Source organism: Streptomyces sp. NPDC052496 (assembly GCF_040679095.1).
Classification (GTDB): domain Bacteria; phylum Actinomycetota; class Actinomycetes; order Streptomycetales; family Streptomycetaceae; genus Streptomyces.
On record NZ_JBFAUH010000016.1, the window covers coordinates 108288 to 127247 of the forward strand.

15 protein-coding genes are annotated in these 18960 nt (G+C 73.9%); 3 read left to right on the forward strand and 12 right to left on the reverse strand.

Going from position 1 to position 18960, the window contains the following annotated elements:
• The first annotated feature begins 23 nt into the window (after positions 1-23).
• Complete coding sequence (gene lysX, locus AB0L45_RS22120) at positions 24-3338, forward strand: bifunctional lysylphosphatidylglycerol synthetase/lysine--tRNA ligase LysX (RefSeq protein ID WP_365842397.1); 3315 nt, start codon at positions 24-26, stop codon at positions 3336-3338.
• A 60-nt stretch (positions 3339-3398) separates the two neighbouring features.
• Here lysX and AB0L45_RS22125 read toward each other — a convergent pair whose 3' ends face one another.
• From AB0L45_RS22125 to AB0L45_RS22145, 5 genes are read right to left on the reverse strand one after another with little or no spacing between them, the layout of a single operon-like run.
• Positions 3399-4448 carry a 2-hydroxyacid dehydrogenase gene (locus tag AB0L45_RS22125; protein WP_365842399.1) on the reverse strand — a complete coding sequence of 350 codons (1050 nt, stop codon included), beginning with the start codon at positions 4446-4448 and terminating at the stop codon, positions 3399-3401.
• A 49-nt stretch (positions 4449-4497) separates the two neighbouring features.
• Complete coding sequence (locus tag AB0L45_RS22130) at positions 4498-5130, reverse strand: histidine phosphatase family protein (protein ID WP_365842401.1); 633 nt, start codon at positions 5128-5130, stop codon at positions 4498-4500.
• Positions 5127-6632: an FGGY family carbohydrate kinase gene (locus AB0L45_RS22135; RefSeq protein WP_365842403.1), complete on the reverse strand. Its 1506-nt coding sequence runs from the start codon at positions 6630-6632 to the stop codon at positions 5127-5129. Before AB0L45_RS22135 ends, AB0L45_RS22130 begins: the two co-directional genes overlap by 4 nt.
• A complete protein-coding gene (locus AB0L45_RS22140; protein ID WP_365842405.1) occupies positions 6625-8214 on the reverse strand; it encodes an FGGY-family carbohydrate kinase in 1590 nt (529 codons plus the stop codon). The genes AB0L45_RS22135 and AB0L45_RS22140 overlap by 8 nt, the downstream gene beginning before the upstream one ends.
• Before the next feature lie 13 nt (positions 8215-8227).
• Complete coding sequence (locus tag AB0L45_RS22145; RefSeq protein WP_365842407.1) at positions 8228-9544, reverse strand: MFS transporter; 1317 nt, start codon at positions 9542-9544, stop codon at positions 8228-8230.
• A 280-nt stretch (positions 9545-9824) separates the two neighbouring features.
• Between AB0L45_RS22145 and AB0L45_RS22150 the strand changes: the two genes are divergently transcribed.
• Positions 9825-10604, forward strand: coding sequence for a DeoR/GlpR family DNA-binding transcription regulator (locus AB0L45_RS22150; protein ID WP_365842596.1), 780 nt, complete (start codon positions 9825-9827; stop codon positions 10602-10604).
• Between the two features lie 20 nt (positions 10605-10624).
• On the opposite strand, the gene AB0L45_RS22155 is transcribed toward AB0L45_RS22150, so the two are convergent.
• From AB0L45_RS22155 to AB0L45_RS22170, 4 genes are all read right to left on the reverse strand, one after another.
• The gene (locus tag AB0L45_RS22155; protein WP_365842409.1) at positions 10625-12112 is read right to left on the reverse strand and encodes an aromatic amino acid ammonia-lyase; all 1488 of its coding nucleotides are present in this window, start codon (positions 12110-12112) and stop codon (positions 10625-10627) included.
• A gap of 96 nt (positions 12113-12208) precedes the next feature.
• Complete coding sequence (locus tag AB0L45_RS22160) at positions 12209-12724, reverse strand: hypothetical protein (RefSeq protein WP_365842411.1); 516 nt, start codon at positions 12722-12724, stop codon at positions 12209-12211.
• Positions 12725-12803: 79 nt separating this feature from the next.
• Entirely contained in the window at positions 12804-13868 is a 1065-nt protein-coding gene (locus AB0L45_RS22165) for a beta-ketoacyl synthase N-terminal-like domain-containing protein (RefSeq protein ID WP_365842413.1), read from the reverse strand.
• The gene (locus AB0L45_RS22170; RefSeq protein WP_365842415.1) at positions 13868-15127 is read right to left on the reverse strand and encodes a cytochrome P450; all 1260 of its coding nucleotides are present in this window, start codon (positions 15125-15127) and stop codon (positions 13868-13870) included. Before AB0L45_RS22170 ends, AB0L45_RS22165 begins: the two co-directional genes overlap by 1 nt.
• A gap of 133 nt (positions 15128-15260) precedes the next feature.
• On the opposite strand from AB0L45_RS22170, the gene AB0L45_RS22175 reads away from it, so the two are divergent.
• Positions 15261-16760 (forward strand): long-chain fatty acid--CoA ligase, encoded by a 1500-nt coding sequence (locus tag AB0L45_RS22175; RefSeq protein ID WP_365842417.1) that lies wholly within the window; start codon positions 15261-15263, stop codon positions 16758-16760.
• A gap of 21 nt (positions 16761-16781) precedes the next feature.
• On the opposite strand, the gene AB0L45_RS22180 is transcribed toward AB0L45_RS22175, so the two are convergent.
• The 3 genes from AB0L45_RS22180 to AB0L45_RS22190 all read right to left on the reverse strand — a co-directional run bounded on the left by AB0L45_RS22180 (position 16782) and on the right by AB0L45_RS22190 (position 18948).
• Positions 16782-17132, reverse strand: coding sequence for a VOC family protein (locus AB0L45_RS22180; RefSeq protein ID WP_365842419.1), 351 nt, complete (start codon positions 17130-17132; stop codon positions 16782-16784).
• A gap of 201 nt (positions 17133-17333) precedes the next feature.
• Complete coding sequence (locus AB0L45_RS22185) at positions 17334-18005, reverse strand: ATP-binding cassette domain-containing protein (RefSeq protein WP_365842421.1); 672 nt, start codon at positions 18003-18005, stop codon at positions 17334-17336.
• On the reverse strand, positions 17989-18948 hold the full coding sequence (locus AB0L45_RS22190; protein ID WP_365842598.1) for an ABC transporter ATP-binding protein: 960 nt from the start codon (positions 18946-18948) through the stop codon (positions 17989-17991). Before AB0L45_RS22190 ends, AB0L45_RS22185 begins: the two co-directional genes overlap by 17 nt.
• Between the last annotated feature and the right edge of the window lie 12 nt (positions 18949-18960).

Here is an 18960-nt window from a genome sequence, read left to right on the forward strand (position 1 = left end):
CTTACAGAGCCTAGTGTGACGGAATGAGCACCGTGCAGGACCAGGACCAAATAACGGCGTGGGCGCGCCTTCGCCGCCGCGTGCCCAACGGCTTCGCCATCTTCTTCAGCCTTCTGGGGCTGTTCTGCGCCGTCACGGCGCTGATCGGGCCGCTGCGACGCGCCCTGAAACCGGTCATCCAATGGCTGGACACCCTGACCATCGTGGTCGAACCGAACCTCGCGTACGCGGTCTTCCTCTTCCTGCTGGCCGCGGCCATGACAGCGCGCAAACGGGTCGCCCTGTGGTTCGCGGTCGTCTACATGGTGCTGGTGACGCTGACCGACGCGATCCTCGTGATCGACGGTTACCGGGAGTACTACTTCTCCCTGGTGCTGTGCGCCGCCGCGCTGGGACTGCTGCTGGTCGCGCACCGCGAGTTCTACGCCGTCACCCGCCGCGGCGCGTTCTGGCGCGCCGCCGGTGTGCTGGTCGCGGGCCTGGTGGTGTCGATCCTCGTCGGCTGGGGCCTGGTCTCGCTCTTCCCGGGCAGCCTGGAGCGCGGCGCCGACAGCCGGCTGCTGTGGGCGGCCGACCGGGTCTGCGGCGGTCTGCTGAGCAACCACCAGTTCCACGGCCACCCGCCGCACTGGGTGATCTTCCTGCTCGGCCTGTTCGGCGCGGTGGCGCTGCTGAACGCGGCCCTGACGCTCTTCCGGTCGCAGCGCATGGAGGCCGCGCTGCACGGTGACGAGGAGACCCGTATCCGGGCGCTGCTGGCCCGCTACGGCGGCCGGGACTCGCTCGGCTACTTCGCCACCCGCCGCGACAAAGCCGTCGTCTTCTCCCCCAGCGGCAAGGCCGCCGTCACCTACCGCGTGGAGGCCGGCGTCTGCCTGGCCAGCGGTGACCCGGTCGGTGACCGTGAGGCGTGGGGCCCGGCCATCGAGGAGTGGCTGAAGGTCGCCGGGCGCTACGGCTGGCAGCCCGCCGTCATGGGCGCCAGCGAGGACGGCGCCAAGGCGTTCGCGCGCAGCGGCCTGAGCGCGCTGCAGCTCGGTGACGAGGCGATCCTGCACGTCAAGGACTTCGACCTGGACGGCCGCGAGATGCGGGTGACGCGCCAGGCCGTCAACCGGGTGGAGCGCACCGGCGCCACCTTCCGGGTCCGCCGCCACTCCGAGCTGTCCGACGCGGAGATGCAGGAGGTCATCCACCGGGCGGACGCCTGGCGCGACACCGAGACCGAGCGCGGCTTCTCGATGGCGCTGGACCGGCTCGGCGACCCCGAGGACGGGGACTGCCTGCTGGCCGAGGCGTTCGACGGCGACGGCAACATGATGGCCCTGCTGTCGTTCGTGCCGTGGGGCAAGGACGGCATCTCGCTGGACGTGATGCGCCGCGACCGCAGCGCGCCGAACGGCGTGATGGAGTACATGGTCGCCCAGCTGTGCGCGCACGCCGGGCAGCTCGGCGTGCGCCGGATCTCGCTGAACTTCGCGGTCTTCCGGTCCGCCTTCGAGGAGGGCGCCCGCATCGGCGCCGGTCCGGTGCTCAAGGTGTGGCGCAAGCTGCTGCTGTTCTTCTCCAAGTGGTGGCAGCTGGAGGCGCTGTACCGCTCCAACGCGAAGTACGCCCCCGAGTGGTACCCGCGTTTCCTGTGCTACGCGGACACCGGCGCCCTGGCCCGCATCGGCCTGGCCTCCGGCATCGCCGAGGGCTTCGTGGCCGTACCGAGCCTGGGCAAGCTGTGGGGCAAGGGCCGCAAGAAGCGGGTGATGACCCCGGCCAGCACCGCCGACCTGCCCTCGCTGGACGAGCTGGGCCTGGTGGAGAAGCCCGCGACCGAGGAGGAGCTGCGCGAGCGGGAGCTGGCGGCGCTGCCGGAGCAGGTCCGCGTGCGGCACCTCAAGCTGGAGCGGCTGCGGACGGAGGGCACCGACCCGTACCCGGTCGGTGTGCAGCGCACCCACACGCTCGGCGACGTCCGTGACGAGCACCCGGACCTGGAGTCCGGTACCCGCACCGGCAAGGTCGTGCGGATCGCCGGCCGGGTGCTGCTGACCCGTGACCACGGCGGTGTGCTGTTCGCGGTGCTGCGCGACTGGTCGGGCGACCTCCAGGTCGCACTGACCCGTGAGGGCACCGGCGCCGAGGAGCTGGCGCGCTTCGGCTCCGACATCGACCTCGGTGACCACATCGAGGCCGAGGGCGAGGTCGGCGCGAGCGACCGCGGCGAGCTGACGGTCTTCGTCACCCACTGGCGGCTGACGGCCAAGTGCCTGCGCCCGCTGCCCGACAAGCGGCGCGGTCTGACCGACCCGGAGGCCAAGGTCCGCCAGCGCTACGTGGACCTGGTCGTCTCGCCGGACTCGCGGGACAACCTGCGGGCGCGCAGCACGGCGGTGCAGGCACTGCGCCAGGGTCTGATCGAGCGCGGCTACCTGGAGGTCGAGACGCCGATGCTCCAGCAGATCCACGGCGGCGCCAACGCGCGTCCGTTCCAGACCCACATCAACGCCTACGACCTGGACCTGTATCTGCGCATCGCGCCGGAGCTGTACCTGAAGCGGCTGTGCGTGGGCGGTATGGAGAAGGTCTTCGAGATGGGACGCACGTTCCGCAACGAGGGCATCTCCTACAAGCACAACCCCGAGTTCACGATGCTGGAGGCGTACCAGGCGTTCGCCGATTACGACGTGATGCTCGACCTGACGCGGGAGCTGATCCAGGGTGCGGCGGTCGCCGCGTTCGGCAGCGCCACCGCCCGTAAGGCGGACGCGAACGGCAAGCTCGTCGAGCACGACATCTCGGGCATCTGGCCGGTCAAGACGGTCTACGGCGCGATCTCCGAAGCCCTGGGCGAGGAGGTCGACGCGGACACCGACCCGGACGCGCTGCGCCGGCTGTGCGGGCGGTCCGGGGTGCCGGTGAAGCCGGAGATGGGCCGCGGTGACGTCGTCCTGGAGATGTACGAGCGGCTGGTCGAGGAGAAGACCACGCTGCCCACCTTCTACAAGGACTTCCCCACCGACGTCTCGCCGCTGACCCGCCAGCACCGCAAGGACCCGCGGCTCGCCGAGCGCTGGGACCTGGTGGCGTTCGGCACCGAGCTGGGCACCGCCTACTCGGAGCTGACCGACCCGGTCGAGCAGCGGCGCCGGCTGACCGCCCAGTCGCTGCTGGCGGCGGGCGGCGACCCGGAGGCCATGGAGCTGGACGAGGACTTCCTCCAGGCCCTGGAGTACGCGATGCCGCCGACCGGTGGTCTGGGCATCGGCGTGGACCGCCTCGTCATGTTCCTCACGGGTCTGTCGATCCGCGAGACGCTGCCGTTCCCGCTGGTGCGGCGCCGGTAGGCACGCTGATACGCGAGGAGGGCCGTCCCCTGGTGGGGGCGGCCCTCCGTCGTACCCGGGTCAGGTGCCCAGCACCGCCGGGTTGGCGCAGTGCGCGAGCGGCTCGCCGCGCAGGAAGCGGGCGGCCTCGGCGGCGACGGTACGGGCGGCCTTGTGCGCGACCTGGCGGCTGCCGCCCGCGATGTGCGGGGTGAGGACGACGCCGGGCGCGGCCAGCAGGCGGGAGCCGGCCGGGACCGGCTCCTCGGGGAAGACGTCGAAGCCGGCGCCCCTGAGCTGCCCGGACTCCAGTGCGTCGCAGACCGCGTCGTAGTCCACGAGGGCGCCGCGCGCGCAGTTGACCAGGACGGAGCCGTGCGGCATGGCGGCGAGCTGGGCGCGGCCGATCATGCCGCGGGTCTCGTCGGTGAGGCGGGCGTGCAGGGAGACGATGCGGGAGCGGCGCAGCAGCTCGTCCAGGCCGACCTGCTCGGCGGTGCCGGCCAGCTTCTCGGGGGCGGCGTACGGGTCGTGGACGAGGACGTGGGCGCCCATGGCGGCCAGCACCTTGGCGACGCGGCTGCCGATCGCCCCGTACCCGACCAGGCCGACGGTGGTGCCCTCGGTCTCGATGCCGCACTTGTCGTAGTCGTAGTAATCGCCGCGCCAGGTGCCCTGGCGCAGGTCGGTGTGGGTGTCGCCGACGCCGCGGGCGGCCGCCAGGAGCAGCGTGAGGGTGTGTTCGGCGGTGGCGGTGGCGTTGCGGCCGGGGGCGTAGCAGACGGCGACACCGTGCCGGGTGGCGGCGTCCAGGTTGGCGTTGACCGGTCCGCCGCGGCCGACGCAGAACAGTTCCAGGTCGGGGCAGTGGGCGAGGATGCGCTCGGTGAGGGCGGCGTGCTCGGTGACGCAGATGCGGACGCCCTGGAGCGCCTCGATGAGCTGGTCCTCCGTACCGGACGCCTCGTCGACCTCGGCGACCTTGCCGAGCGGGGTGTGCGGCCAGGGCAGCTGCAGCTCCCGGATCGCGTCGGCGGTCACCGTGCCGCCGGTGGCCTCCTGGACCGCCTCGGTGAGCAGGCTCGGGAGGATGAAGTGGTTGCCGGCGGCGAGGACGGTGGGGCTGCTCATGGGGGTGTTTCTCCTGGGTGTGCGGTGTGGCGTACGGACGGCAGACGGGTCAGTGCGGTGCGGTGGGGACCGGCGAGGGTGTGGCGGGGGCGTTGAGGCGCAGCAGCGCGGCCTGGCCGTCCCGGACGCGCAGTTCGGTCAGTGCGCCGTTGTGGAGCTGCGGGAAGACGCGCCGGTAATCGGCGAGCGGGATGCCCAGCAGGTGGCAGAGCAGGACCCGGACGAGGGTGGAGTGGGCGACGATCAGGACCCGGCCGTCCGGGTGGGCGCGTTCGATGTCGGCGAGGCAGTCGGCGGCGCGCAGGGCGGCGGCGCGGGGGTCCTCTCCCCCGGGCAGGTGGTGGCCCACCGGGTCGGCGAGGAACGCCTCCAGTTCCTGCGGGAAGCGCCGGCGCATCTCGGCCTTGGTCAGGCCCTCGCCGCGGCCGAAGTCCACCTCGTAGAGGCGTTCGTCGATGTGCGGGGTCAGGCCGCAGGCCGCGGCGGCGGGCGCGGCGGTGCGCCGGGCGCGGGACAGCGGGGAGCACCAGACGGCGTCCAGGCGGGCGGTGGCGGCCCAGTCGGCGAGGGCCGCCGCCTGTTCCTCACCGCGGCCGGTCAGCGCCACGTCGGTGAGCCCGGCGTAGCGGTTCTCGGCGTGCCACTCGGTCTCGCCGTGGCGGACGAGGATGAAGTCGGTCACTGTGCGGCCCTCCTGCGGGCGTGGTCGGCCACGGTCTGGTCGAGCCAGCCACGGCGGGTCAGTTCGTCGAGGAAGCGGAGGTAGGCGGGGAGCAGGCGGGCGGTGCGGGCCGGGTCGGGGGTGACGGGGGCGCCGGTACGGACCATGGCCGCGGCGGCCTCCTGGAGGGTGACGCCGCCGGAGGTGGCGGCGAGCACGGCCATGCCGAGGGCCCCTTCGGCCTGCTCGGGTACGTGGACGGGGCGGCCGAGCAGGTCGGCGCGGAGCTGCGACCAGTAGGCGTTGCGGGCGCCGCCTCCGGTGAAGGTCAGCGGTCCGTCGACGGGGGCGCCGAGGTGGTCGAGGTAGTCGAAGCAGAGGCGTTCGACGCAGGCGACGCCGAGCAGGCAGGCGTGGAACTCCTGGGCGCGGGTGGGCACGTCGCCGAGGGTGAAGGGCTCGGCGTCGGGCGCGCGGAAAGGGAAGCGTTCGCCGCCTGCCGGGACGAGGGGGTAGGTGACCGCGTCCCAGCCCTGTCCGTCGCGTGCGGCTTCGGCGGTGAGCGCGTCGAGGTCGTCGCCGTTCTCCGGGGTGAAGTGCCGGGCGATGATGCCCGCGCCGGAGCTGGAGGCGCCGCCGGGCAGCCAGTTCCCGTCCGGTCCGCGGTGGCAGTAGACGACGCCGTGCGGGTCGCGGATCAGGTGCGGGCTGGTGCCCTTGAGGACGAGGGTGGTGCCGAGTACGGCGTTCCAGGCGCCGGGCGTGAGCGCGCCGGCGCCGATCTGGGCGGCGCAGCCGTCGGTCATCCCGGCGACGACGGTGGTGCCTTCGGGGATGCCGGTGGCCGCGGCCGCGGCGGCGCAGACCGCGCCCAGGACGGTTCCGGGCCGTACGACCTGCGGCAGGACCCGCTCGGGGATGCCGAGCCGGGTCAGTTCGGCGGACGGCCAGCGTTCGTCGGTGAGGTGGTAGCCGGTCTTGAGGGCGTGGCTGGCGTCGGACGGGACTTGCCGGCCGGTCAGCCGCCAGGTGATGAGGTCGGGCTGGTGCAGCAGCCGGGCGCGCTCGGCCAGGTCCGGGTCCTGCCGGAGCAGCCGGAGCAGTTTGGGCAGGGCCCAGGAGGGCTGCATGGTGCGGTAGCCGAGTTCCTGCCACACCGCTCCCCCGGCCTCGTTGACGGCCTCGGCCTCCGCGGCGGCGCGCCCGTCGTCGTACATCAGGCCGGGGGTGAGCGGGGTGCCGTCGGCGTCGGCGAGGAGGACCGTACCGGAGGTGGCGTCGAGGGCCAGGCCGCGTACCCGTGCCGGGTCGAGGCCGGCGAGGGCCGCGCGGCAGGCGGCGGACAGCGCGCTCCACCACTCTTCGGGCCGCTGTTCGTGGCGCCTGCCGTCGCGGTGGCTCGTCAGCGGCCGGGAGGCGGCGGCGAGCAGCTGTCCGGTCCCGTCGACGGCGACGCAGCGGGCGCTCTGCGTACCGAGGTCGAGACCGAGCCAGACGGCGTCGGCGGTCAGGGCGTCAGACACGGTGGGGGGCTCCTAGGGCGGGGGGTTCGGGTGGTACGGCCGGCTGTCGCGACAGGGCCGGGGGCCGGTCGGGGGCCGGCGCGGTACTGCCGGCCCGGGGGCGCCAGCCCGCCTCACGGGCGAGGTCGCGCCAGTGCAGGAAGTCCTCGTACAGCTCCGCGTACCGGGCGGTGCGCTCCGGGTCGGGCTCCCAGCTGCTGCGCATGCGGACGTACTTGGTGGCGGCGCTGTGCATGCTGGACTCGGCGCCGGACAGCACCAGGCCGGTGAGGAAGGCGCCCTTGGCGCCGAGTTCGGTGTCGCCGGAGCGGGCGGTCGGTACGCCGGTGGCGTCCGCGATGAGCGCGCACCACGCGTCGCTGTTGGCGCCGCCGCCGCACAGGCGCAGTTCGCTGACGTGCGTACGGGAGGCGGTCAGCGAGTCGCGCAGGACGAGCGAGAGGCCGTCGAGGACCGCGCGGGCGAGGTCGGCGCGGGTGTGTTCCAGGGACAGGCCCCAGAAGCCGCCGCGGGCGTGCCCGTCCAGGAACGGTGCCCGCTCGCCCGCCGGGGAGAGGTACGGCAGGAACATCAGGCCGTGCGCGCCCGGTTCGGACTCGAAGGCCAGCCGCGACAGTTCCGGCGGGCCGGACAGGTGCAGGGTGCGCGCGGCCCAGCCGAGCACCTCGGCGCCGTTGAGGGTCGGGAAGGCGCGCAGGACGCGTTCGCGGCCGCGGTAGGCGATGGTGATGCCGGAGGGTTCGCCGGTGGTGTCCACGGTCGTGCGGACGATCTCGGTGCACAGGGTGGTGCCGAGGATGCTGCACGCCTGGCCGGGGTTGACCACGCCGACACCCCGCGCGGTGGCGGCGATGTCGTACGGGGCCATGACGACCGGGAGGCCGGCGGGCAGCCCGAGCTGGCCGGCCGCGTCGGACGTCATCTCGGCGATCCGCTCGTGCTCGCCCAGCACCTTCGGCAGCAGCCGCTGGTACCCGGCGAGACCGAAGAGGTCGATCAGGTACGGGTCGTACGCGCCGGTGGCGTGGTCGAGGAACGGTGCCGAGGCGTCCGACTCGTCGACGGCGGTGACGCCGGTCAGCCGCAGGAAGAGCCAGCCGGCAGCGGTGAGCGCGGTGTGTGAGCGGGCCAACCGGTCCGGGTCGTGCCGGGCCAGCCAGGCGAAGATCGCGTTGGGCATGCCGGCGCAGGTCAGCGAGCCGTTGCGGCGGAACGCGGCCTCCAGCACGCCGTCCCGCTGCCACTGGCCGACGATGTCGCCGGCCCGGCCGTCGGACCACAGGATCGCGGGTCCGGTGGGGCGGCCCCGGTCGTCGACGAGCCAGGCGCCGTCGCCCTGGGCGGTGAAGGAGACCAGCCACACGGGGTCGGCCGGGCCGGGGCGGGCGGCGAGTTCGGACAGGGCGTTGCGGACGGTGAAGACGACGGCGTTCCAGACGGCGTCCATGTCCTGCTCGGCCCGGCCCGGCCGGGGGCGGAGCACTTCGGTGGCGAGCCGGGAGACCGCGATCTCGGTGCCGCGGTCGTCGAAGACGACGGACTTGATCATCGTGGTGCCGACGTCGATGGTCAGTACGGACATCAGGTGCGACCTCTCACGCCGGTGACGGGGCGGACGGCGTGGCGGCCGCGGTGGGGGCCGGGCCCGCCGGTGCCGTACCCGGCTCGTCCGGCAGCTTCAGGAAGACGGTGAGCACGGTACTGACCGCGTACATCCCCGCGAAGATCCAGACCACCCCTTCGACGCCGAGCGGTCCGGCGAAGACCGCCACGACGGCCGGTCCGACGAAGGTGCTGGCTCCGGCGCCCAGGTTGAGCGCGGCCAGTGCCTGGCCCTTGTGCCGCGGCTCCAGCGAGGGCATCAGTGCCGATATCGGGACGTACCCTGCCAGCGTAGCGCCGTAGAACGCGGCGACCACCAGGGCGAGGCCGAAGTCGGCGCCCGCGGCCTGCGGCACGTAGAAGAGCAGCAGGGTGCTGACGGTGCAGCCCGCGCCGCCGCACCAGGCGATGGTGCGGCGCCAGCCGAACCGGTCGCCGATCATGCCGCACAGCAGGTTCGCCACGATGTTGGTCGCGAACATCGCGCTGAGCAGGTGCAGCCACTGGGTGAGGCTGAAGCCGACGGTACGGGTGAAGTGCACCGGCAGGATGACGAAGAACCCGAACTGGGAAGCCGTGTTGATGGTCCGTACGAGGGCGCCGGTGCCGACCCGGGGGTTGCGCCACAGGATCGTGACGCTGCCGAGCAGGGTGGCCAGCGGGCGGTCGCCCGCGCCGCGAGGGCGTGTGGCGCCGCTGTCGTCGCGGACCAGCAGCAGGGCGATCAGGCCGCCGGCGGCCACCAGGGCGAGGGCGGCCCACAGGGTGGCGTACGCGCCGATGTGCGGGATGAGGCCGCTGGCGACCAGCGAGCCGAGGGTGGGCAGGCCGCCGGTGAAGGCGAACCAGAACCAGCCCATGGCGGTGCTCAGCCGGGCCCGCGGCGCGACCCCGGCGATCCAGACGAGGAACCCGTACGCGAACAGCGGGTAGCCCAGGCCGCGCAGGCCGTAGCCCAGCATCATCAGCGGGTAGCTCCCCAGCGGCACGGCCGCGGTGAGGAAGAGCACCTGGAAGGCGCCCCAGACGGCGAGGCCGGTCCACATGACGCGGCGCGGGCCCCACAGCTCGGCCAGCACGCCGGAGAGCCAGGCGGCCACCCCGGCCGCGATGCCGTAGACGGTGAACAGCAGCGCCACCCGGGGCTCCGGGACGCCCTGGTCGATCAGGTACGGCGAGAGGTAGCCGGACTCGACCCCGTCCCCGATCATGAACAGGAGCAGGCCCAGATAGCCCCAGGCGAGCGTCGGCGGGATGCCCAGGCGGGTGATCGCCCGTGTGATCGGCGAACACGGGAGAGGGTTCGTCATCGAAGTCTCCCCTTTCTACGGCGGCAGGCGGTGGCGGGAGGCCCGCGGAGCGGACGGAGCCGATGCAACAGCCCGGCCGAAACCAGCGTCAATGGTGGCCGGAAATCTTCGCATCGGGCCGGTGGCCTGCCGTGTTGTGTCCTGTCGGCGCCCCCGGTGGCGGCCGCGCGCGCCGCGTTAGATCCGTGCGAACATAACGCGGCGAATTCACACGGCGTACGGTGAACGCCCGGGTGCCCCGGACCGCCCCGCACCCCGTACGGCACAGGAAGTGAGCACCATGGACCGCCTCGAAGCCCAGGAGGAACGGCGCCGCCGGATGCGGGACACCGTCATCGCCCGCGGCTTCGTGCGCACCTCCGACCTCGCCGAGGAGTACGGGATCAGCCTGATGACCGCCCACCGCGACCTGGACGCCCTCCAGGCGCAGGGCTGGCTGCGCAAGGTGCGCGGCGGGGCCACCGGCCTGCCGTCGGCGCAGTTCCACGGCAGCGTGGCCGACCGGATGGCGGTGATGGCGCCGGTCAAGCAGGCCCTGGCGCGGGCCGCGGCGACGCTGCTGGTGCCCGGCCAGACCGTCCTGCTCGACGACAGCACCACCTGCCTGCTGCTGGCGCACCGGTTCGCCGAGCACGCGCCGCTGACCGTCATCACCAACTCGCTGCCGGCCGTCACCACGCTCGCCAAGGAGCCCGGCATCTCGCTGATCACGCTGGGCGGTGCCTACTTCCCGGCGTACGACGCGTTCATGGGCCCGCACACGGCGGACGCGGTACGGGCCTTCCGCGCCGATGTGCTGTTCCTGTCGACCACCGCCGTCACCAACGGCCGCTGCTACCACACGTCACCGGAGACGGTGCAGGTCAAGCGGGCGATGATGGAGAGCGCCGGACGGCGGGTGCTGGTCGCCGACCACACCAAGTTCACCAAGGGCGGGCTGTACGCGCTGGCGCCGCTGACCGACTTCGACCTGCTGGTCGTGGACGACGGACTGCCGGCGGCCGAGGTCCGGGCCGTACGGGCGCGGGGCACCGAGGTGATGGTGGTGCCGCGGCCCTGAGCGGGGCCGCGGCCTCCGGGTCAGCAGACGCGGTCGAGCACGTCGGCCGCGTCCCGTACGGACACCGCCCACGGCCGGTCCGGTCCCACGGTCGGCTCCAGGGCGTCCAGGAGGCGGACGCAGGCACCGGCGGCGGGGCGCCGCCCGCCCACGCGGACGGCCTGGCGCAGGGCGACGGCGAGCGATCCGTGCAGCAGCCGCAGCGTCCTGGCCTGCTTCAGCGCGGTGAAGGCGGCCTGGGTGCCGAACGGGACGATGTCCTGGTTGTGCCAGTTGGTGGGGACGCTCTGCATGGCGGCGGGAGTCGCGGCGCGGCGCATCGCGACCACGAGGGAGGTCGCGGCGAGCTGGATGCCCTGTACGCCGTGGTCCCGGCCGGGGTGTTCGGCCAGCATCGGGTTGAGGCCGCCGTTGCGGCGCGGGTCGATCAGCAGGTCGAGCTGGCGTTCGGCGAGGTTGGCGAGCTGGGCCGCGGTGATGGACAGCAGGTCGGCGACGAAGGCGACCTGCTGTCCGAAGAAGTTGCCGCCGTGGGCGACGACGTCGCGCTCGGGGAAGAAGAGCGGGTTGTCGCTGATGCCGTTGAGGTCGTCGGTGACGACCTGGCGGGCGTGGCGCAGACTGGTCGCGGCGGCGCCGAGGATGTGCGGTGCGCAGCGCAGGGTGTAGGGCTCCTGGAGGGCGCGGGTGCCGCTCGGTTCGTGACCGGTGAGGCGTTCGCGCAGGTCGGCGGCGCGTTCGGTGGTGTCCTGGTGGCCCAGCGCCTCGAAGATCTCGGAGGCGGTGAAGTCGGGGCGGCAGCCGAGGACTCCGGCGAGCAGGGCGGTCAGCGCGGTGCCGGCGGCCACCGAGCGGTGCAGCTGGGCGAGCGCGAGGCCGGCTCCGGCCGCGGTCACGGAGGTGCCGTTGACCATGCCGAGCGCGTCCCGGCCGGTCAGTTCCACGGGTTGCAGCCCGGTCTCGGCGAGCGCTTTGCCGGCGGGCATACGGGTGGTGCCGACGTACGCGTCACCGCGTCCCTGGAGGGATCTGAGGGCGTGCGCCAGGGGCGCGAGGTCACCGCTGGCGCCGACCGATCCGTACTCCGGCATCACCGGCGCGAAGGACGTGCCGAGCATCGCCACCAGGGCGTCCACGGCGGCGGGTGCCACGCCGGAGTGGCCCCTGGCCAGGCTCCACAGACGGGTGAGCAGGGTGGCCCGGGCCACCGGCGGCTCCAGGTCGGGCCCTTGGCCGACCTCCAGGTGGCAGAGCACGTTCTCGCACTGGTCGGCGCTCTCGTCCTGGCCCGCGTAGACGACGAGGGGGCCGAAGCCGGTGGTGGTGCCGTAGATCTCGCGGCCCTGGTCCATGCAGGTGTGCAGGTAGTCGTGGCAGCGGGCGACGGCGGCTCGGGAGGCGTCGTCGAGCCGTACGGTGACGGGCGCGGCGGCGCGTTCGAGCGTCTCGGGGGTCAGGACCGAAGGGAACCGCAACTCGGTGGTGGAGGGCCGCAAGTTCGAGGACATCGCTCTCCTTGGGTGGGGTGACGGTGGGACCGCGGGCGGAGGGGAAGCGCGGCCACGGTGACGGCGCGGGGCGCCCCGGACGGCCGGTACGGGCGGTCAGCGCCTGTCGGCCGTGAACAGGTGGGCCCACGCCGTACCGGGTGACCCGGGGCTGTCGCCGGGGTCCGCGGCGATCGCCAGGGCCTGGTCGGCGTCGCCGGTGGCGATGAGGCGGGCGGCGGTGGCGCGGGCCGCGGCCACGACGTCACCGATGGCGAGCGTGGCGACCAGCGGGCCGGTCAGGCCCCATACGGTGCTCAGGTGGCCGAGTGCCGTGGAGGGCACGTTCTGGAACAGCAGCGGTTTGGGCACCTGCCGCTGTCCGGCCACCGCGGTGTCGATGGCGCTCTGGGTGACCACGTCGCCGCGGGTGGCCGCGAGGACGAGCGCGGTGCGCGCGCCGAGCGCCGGGGGCAGCGGGGGCGGGCCGTACCGGTCGGTGAGGCAGCGTTCGCCGACGGCCACCAGCAGCGGCGCGAAGGCGGAGGTGTCGAAGCGCGGGACCTCCGGCAGGCGGGCCGCCGGGTCGTCCGGCGGCGGCCACTGGGCGCGGGTCTCGACGGTCAGTTCCATGGCGTCCTATGAGGCTCCTCCGCACTCGTGTCGTCGTGCGGTACGGGGTGGTCGGGGCTGACGGCGCGGCACGGCACGGCTAGGGCATCGCCAGCAGGAGGGCCGTGCAGACGCCGCCGAAGCCGCTGTTGAGGCTGAGGGCGTAACGGGACCGCGGTGCACGGCCCGGGTCGAGCACGAGGTCGAGGGGGCAGTCCTCGTCGGGGGCGAGGTGGTTGGCGTTGACGGGCAGTTCTCCGTGGCGGAAGGCGAGGGCGCAGACGGCCAGTTCGACCAGGCCGGAGGCTTCCAGACAGTGGCCGTGCAGGGCCTTGGTGGAGCTGACGGGGGTCCGCGCGCCGTACGGGGAGAGGGCGCTCACGATGGCGGCGGCCTCGCCCGCGTCGAAGGCGGGGGTGGCCGTCGCGTGGGCGTTGACGTAACCGATCCGGTCGCCGCCGACCTCGGCCCGGCGCAGCGCGGTGGCGACGGCCGCGGCCGGGCCCCGGCCGTCGGGGTGGGGCCGGCAGACGTGGTGGGCCTCCCCCGCGTTGCCCCAGCCGCGGACGGTCGCCCACGGCGGTGCGGTGCCGGTGCGTTCGAGGACCACGGCGGCGGCGCCGTCGCCCAGCACCGGGCCCGCACGGCCGGCGCTGAAGGGGCGGCAGACGCCGTCCGGGGCGAGGATGCCGGCGCTGTCGAAGGCGGCGAACATGCTCGCGTCGACGAAGCTGCCGCCCGCGACCACGGCCCGCCGCTCGGCGGTGGTGCCGATGAGGTGGGCCGCCTCGGCGACGGCGGTGTTGGAGGCGGCGCAGGCGGCGGTGTGGACGGTGAGCACCTCGCGCAGGCCGCAGGCGCCCGCCAGCTCGACGGCCAGGGCGGCGGTGTCCGGTCCTGCGTGCAGGGCGAGGACCAGCGGCGTGCCGGCCCGCTCGGCCGGGGACAGTCCGGCCTGGTCGCACGCTTCTCCGATGAGCCGCTCCAGCTCCGCGTACAGGTCGGGCGTGCCGGGGACGGTGGCGGCGTGGTGGGCCCGGTGACGGGTGGTGTCGAAGCGGGTGACCGGGGAGGTGGCCGGTGTCCCGGAGGTCAGGCCCTTCCAGAGGGCGTCCGGGCCGTGGCCGTAAGCGGTCAGCACGGACAGGCCGGTGACCTGGGCCATCAGGACACCACCGCGGGGTGGGGCCGGAAGGTGACGGGCAGCGCCGTCAGGCCGGCCGTGACGTGCAGATGGGTGATGCCGTCGGTCGAGCCGCGCTGCCAGGGGAGCGTGTCGAGCGGCTGGGCGGCGGCCAGGCCGGGCAGTCGGCGCAGCACGGCGCCGAGGGCGGTGCGGCACAGCCCGACGGCGAAGCCGCTGCCGAGGCAGAAGTGCGGGCCGTGGGCGAAGACCAGGTCCTGGCCGGAGTCCCGGGTCAGGTCGAGGCGGTTGGGGTCGGTGAACCGCCGCGGGTCGCGGTTGGCGAGGGCGACGTGCACGATGACCGCGTCCCCCGGCTCCAGCTCCGCGCCGTACAGCTCGGTGGGCCGCAGGGCGAAGCGCGGCATGGTGGCCGCCAGGGGGGAGGTGTAGCGCAGCAGCTCGTCGAGGCCGTCGGTGACCCGGGCGGGCTCGGCGAGGAGGTCGGGACGGTGCCAGAGCGCGTACAGGCTCGTCGTGAGGAAGTCGGCGACGGGCTCGTAGGCGGAGACGAGCAGCAGGAAGAGGGTGGAGGTGAGCTGGCCTTCGTCGAGGCCGGCGGCGTCGGCGTGCGCGATCATCGCGCTGACGGCGTCGGTCCCGGGGCTGCGCCGCCGGTAGGCCACGAGGTCGTGCATCAGCGCGCTCATGGCTTCCCGGTCGGCCGCGTACTGCACGCGGTCCGGCGAGCCGGGGGGATCGAACAGCGGCGACGGGCCCCAGCGCCGCAGCTCCAGCGTGCGCCGGACGAAGTCGGGCGGATATCCCAGCAGTCCGGTGACGGCCCGGACACCGAACGGGTGGGCGAACTCGCGTACGAGATCGGCGTGTCCGCGCTCGGCGACAGCGTCCAGCAGCTCCTCCGCCACGTCGCCGGCGCGGTCCACGGCGGCCCGTACGCGCTCGGGCGTGAACGCCGTCGCGCCCAGCTCCCGCAGCCGGCGGTGCAGGTCACCGTCGGTGTTGAGCATGCTGCGGACGATGCTGTCGGTGACCTCCGGCCCGGTGAAACCGAGGTAGCGCGTCCAGCGCTCACCGCCCCGGACGGCCGGTTTGCCGAAACCGCCGTCCGTCATCACCCGGCGCGCGGCGTCGTACCCGCTCGCGACCCAGGCCGAGGATCCGTCGGGCAGCTCAGCGCGCCACACCGGAGGCTCGCCGCGGGTGTCGATGCGCTCGGCCTCGGGGCTGAGGCGGACCCGCGCGTCCATCAGAAGTGCCGTACCGGGACCAGCGGTCACCGCAACCTCCCCACTCGCCGAGCACATAGCGTCACCGTTAAATTACCACCAGTAATATCATGTCACTACGCGTCTCCTTCGAACGGGTGACGCAGCAGGCGAGCCTCACAGGCGAGCGGACAGGGGCAGCACCTTGCACAACGAAGGCATCGGCGCCTGGGCCGCACGGCGGGCGCGGCGCACCCCGCACCGCACGGCGGTGGTCCACGGCGACGGACGGCGCATCAGCTACGCGGGGCTGTACGAGCACGCCACCCGCATCGCCCACACCCTGCGGCACCACGGCGTACGCAAGGGCGACCGGGTCGGCTTCCTCGGCCCCAACCGGCCCGAGTTCCTGGCGTCCCTGTTCGCCGCCGGACTGCTGGGCGCGGTGTTCGTCCCGTTCAACGTACGGCTCAGCCCGCCGGAACTGAGCTACCAACTGGCTGACTGCGGCGCCCGGGTGCTGCTGCGCTCCGGCCGCTCCCCCGGCGCTCCGGCGGGCACCGGCGTGCCCGTCGTCGAGGTGGATGCGGCAGGCGGGGCCGGTCCCGGCACGCCGGTCGAAGAAGCCGTGGCACCGGACGACCCCTGCGTCATCCTCTACACCTCCGGCACGACCGGCCGGCCCAAAGGCGCCGTGCTCACCCACGCCAACCTCACCTGGAACGCCGTCAACGTCCTGATCGACGAGGACCTGACCGCCGACGAGACGGCCCTGATCGCCGCGCCGCTCTACCACGCGGCGGCGCTGGGCATGCAGGCGCTGCCCGTGCTGCTGAAGGGCGGCACGTGCGTGCTGATGGAGACCTTCGAAGCGGGCGCGGCGCTCGAAGCCGTCGAGCGGTACGGCATCACGTCCCTGTTCGGCGTCCCCACGATGTTCCGCCGGATCGCCGCCCACCCCCGCTGGCGCTCGGCCGACCTGTCCTCCCTGCGCACCCTCGTGTGCGGCGGAGCGCCGGTCCCCGAACCCCTGATCGACACGTACGCACGCCGTGGGCTCACCCTGCGCCAGGGGTACGGCATGACGGAAGCGGCGCCGGGCGTCTCGCTGACGCAGGAGCAGCACACCGGCGCCGGGCCGGGGTACGCCGGCGTCCCCCACTTCTTCACCGACATCCGCGTGGTGCCCCCCGAAACGGACTCCCCCGCCACCCCCGTCCCCGCCGCTCCCGTCCCCGGAACCGGCGAACTCCTGGTCCGCGGCCCGAATGTCATGACCGGTTACTGGAACCGGCCGCAGGAGACCCGGGCGGCCTTCACGGACGGCTGGCTGCGTACCGGCGACGTGGCCCGCACGGACACCGACGGCGGAGTGACCATCGTCGACCGCATCAAGGAAGTGATCATCTCGGGCGGCGAGAACATCTACCCCTCCGAGGTCGAACACGCCCTGCTGGCCCACCCGGACGTCGCCGAGTGCGCCGTGATCCCCGTACCCGACCCCGAATGGGGCGAGGTCGGGCGCGCGGTCCTGGTGGCGGCACCGGGCGCGACCCTCGACCCGGCCGAGGTCCTCACCTCCCTGACCGGCCGCCTGGCCCGCTACAAGATCCCCCGCACCGCCGTGGTCGCCCCGGACCTCCCCCGCTCCAGCACCGGCAAGGCCGCCCGCCACCACATCAGATCCCGATACGGCACCCCCTGACCCCGGCCCGCCCCCGCCCCCTCACCGATGACTCACCACGTTCACCACCCGGCCGTTCGGATCCCGCACGAAGAACCGCCGCACCCCCCACTCCTCGTCCCGCAACTCCCGCACCACCGGCGCCCCACTGGCCAGCACGGCCGCGTACACCGCGTCCACGTCGTCCACCTCGACACTCATGTCGGGCGGCGTATCGGGCGCGGACCGGTCCTCGGTCATCAGAATGATCTGCGCGGCGGGGTTGTCCGGAGCGGCCAGGGTGCTGACCCACCCCAGATTCATCACCTCTTCCAACCCGAGAAGCCCGTAGAACTCCCGGCTCTCCTCCATGGCCTGCGTACGGATGTCGGGCACGACCCGGCGAACGGACATCGGCAGTTCCTCCTCGAACACGGCGCACCCCACGCGTACCACCACACGCGGCAGCCCGGACCCGGCCCCGTCGGCAGACCGGCGATCCGAACCGCCTCAACTATGGCAGCGGGCACTGACAACGCGAGGTGCGGTACGCCCTGCCCGGCCCGGGCTCGATGCGCACCCCTCTTTCGTAGGGCACGCGATCGCGTGGGGCGATCAGCCGCCCGCCCCGGAGTCCCCCAGTTCCCTCCACCCCACCACCCGATCGCACCACCGCTCCAGCAGCACCCGATCGTGCCCCACCGCCAGCAGGCCCGCCCCCGACTCCCGGCGGTACTCCTCCACCACGGCTACCAGGGCGGCCGTCGTGGAGGCGTCGAGCATGGCGGTCATTTCGTCGCAGATGAGCCAGCGGGGGCGCAGGATCAGGGCGCGGGCGAGGCAGGCGCGTTGGAGCTGGCCGTCGCTGACCTCGTGGGGGCGGCGGGAGAGGAGGTCGGTGGAGAGGCCCACGGTGGGGGCGAGTTCGGCGAGGCGGGCGGGGGCCTCGGTGCGGCGGCCGGTGGCGCGCAGCGGCTCGGTGATCAGGTCGGCGAGGCGCAGGCGGGGGTCGGCGGAGAGGCGGGGCTGCTGGAAGACGACGCCGTAGGCGGTGCGCTGGGCGCGGGTGGCCCGGTGGCGGTAGCCGCTGACGGGGTGGCCGTCGAGGACGACGGTGCCGGAGTCGGGGCGGTGCAGGAGGGCGGCGACCCGGGCCAGGGTCGACTTGCCGCAGCCGCTGGGGCCGAGCAGGCCGACGGCCTCCCCGGCCGCGATGCGCAGCGAGACGTCGCGGACCACGGGGCGGGCGCGGTCGTACCCGGCGGTGATCTCACAGAGTTCGAGCACCGGCTGCTCCCTCTCGTACGGCGGCCGTGGGCTCCCCCGGCGGGTGGTGGCAGGCGGTGCCGTCCGTCAGTGCGGGTACGGCGGTCGTGCAGCGGTCCGTGGCGCGGTCGCAGCGGGCGGCGAAGGCGCAGCCCGGCGGGAGGTCGCCCAGTTCCGGCGGCATGCCGGGCACGGGGGTGAAGGCGCGGTCCGGCAGGGCGTCGAGCAGGCCGCGGGCGTACGGGTGGCGGGGGCCGGGGGCGCCGAAGAAGTCCGCGGCGTCGGCGAGTTCGACGATGCGGCCCGCGTACATGACGGCCACCCGGTCGGCGATCCGTTCGGCGGCCGCCAGGTCGTGGGTGATCATGAGCAGCGCCCGTCCGGTGCCGTCGGCCGCGTCCGGCCCGTCGATGTGGCGGCGCAGTTCGTCGACCGTACGGTCCACCAGGTCGCGGTCCAGCCCGGTCGTCGGCTCGTCGGCGAGGAGCAGCGGGGCGTCGCCGACCAGCGCGAGGGCGGTGGCGGCGCGCTGCGCGAGGCCGCCGGAGAGTTCGTGCGGGTGGCGGTCCAGGTGGTCGGCGGGGAAGGCGGCGCGCGCCGCGGCCTGCTCGGCGGCGGCCCGCAGCGCGTGCTGGGGCGTGTCCGTGAGTTCCCGGACGGTCTCTTCGAGCTGCGCCCGTACGGTGCGTACGGGGGTGAGGTGGGCGGCGGGGCTCTGCGGCACCAGGCCGATGCGGCGGCCGCGTACCGAGCGGGAGAGCTCGCGTTCGGAGGCGGTGAGCAGTTCGACGTCGTCCAGGTGCGCGGTGCCGGCGGTCTGCGCGTTGCCCGGGAGGAGGCCGAGCAGGGCCGAGGCCAGCACGGACTTGCCGCAGCCGCTCTCGCCGACCAGCGCGAGGCACTGGCCCGGCGCGAGGTCGAAGGACGCGTCGGTGACGGCGGCGATGTGCCGCCCGCCGCGCATCCGGAAGCGTAC

Bases quoted from the DNA above. Each gene is read 5' to 3' on its own strand.
- lysX (WP_365842397.1), top strand. From the start codon at position 24: ATGAGCACCGTGCAGGACCAGGACCAAATAACGGCGTGGGCGCGCCTT.
- AB0L45_RS22125 (WP_365842399.1), bottom strand. From the start codon at position 4,448: ATGAGCAGCCCCACCGTCCTCGCCGCCGGCAACCACTTCATCCTCCCG.
- AB0L45_RS22140 (WP_365842405.1), bottom strand. From the start codon at position 8,214: ATGTCCGTACTGACCATCGACGTCGGCACCACGATGATCAAGTCCGTC.
- AB0L45_RS22145 (WP_365842407.1), bottom strand. From the start codon at position 9,544: ATGACGAACCCTCTCCCGTGTTCGCCGATCACACGGGCGATCACCCGC.
- AB0L45_RS22150 (WP_365842596.1), top strand. From the start codon at position 9,825: ATGGACCGCCTCGAAGCCCAGGAGGAACGGCGCCGCCGGATGCGGGAC.
- AB0L45_RS22155 (WP_365842409.1), bottom strand. From the start codon at position 12,112: ATGTCCTCGAACTTGCGGCCCTCCACCACCGAGTTGCGGTTCCCTTCG.
- AB0L45_RS22160 (WP_365842411.1), bottom strand. From the start codon at position 12,724: ATGGAACTGACCGTCGAGACCCGCGCCCAGTGGCCGCCGCCGGACGAC.
- AB0L45_RS22165 (WP_365842413.1), bottom strand. From the start codon at position 13,868: ATGGCCCAGGTCACCGGCCTGTCCGTGCTGACCGCTTACGGCCACGGC.
- AB0L45_RS22180 (WP_365842419.1), bottom strand. From the start codon at position 17,132: ATGTCCGTTCGCCGGGTCGTGCCCGACATCCGTACGCAGGCCATGGAG.
- AB0L45_RS22190 (WP_365842598.1), bottom strand. From the start codon at position 18,948: ATGCGCGGCGGGCGGCACATCGCCGCCGTCACCGACGCGTCCTTCGAC.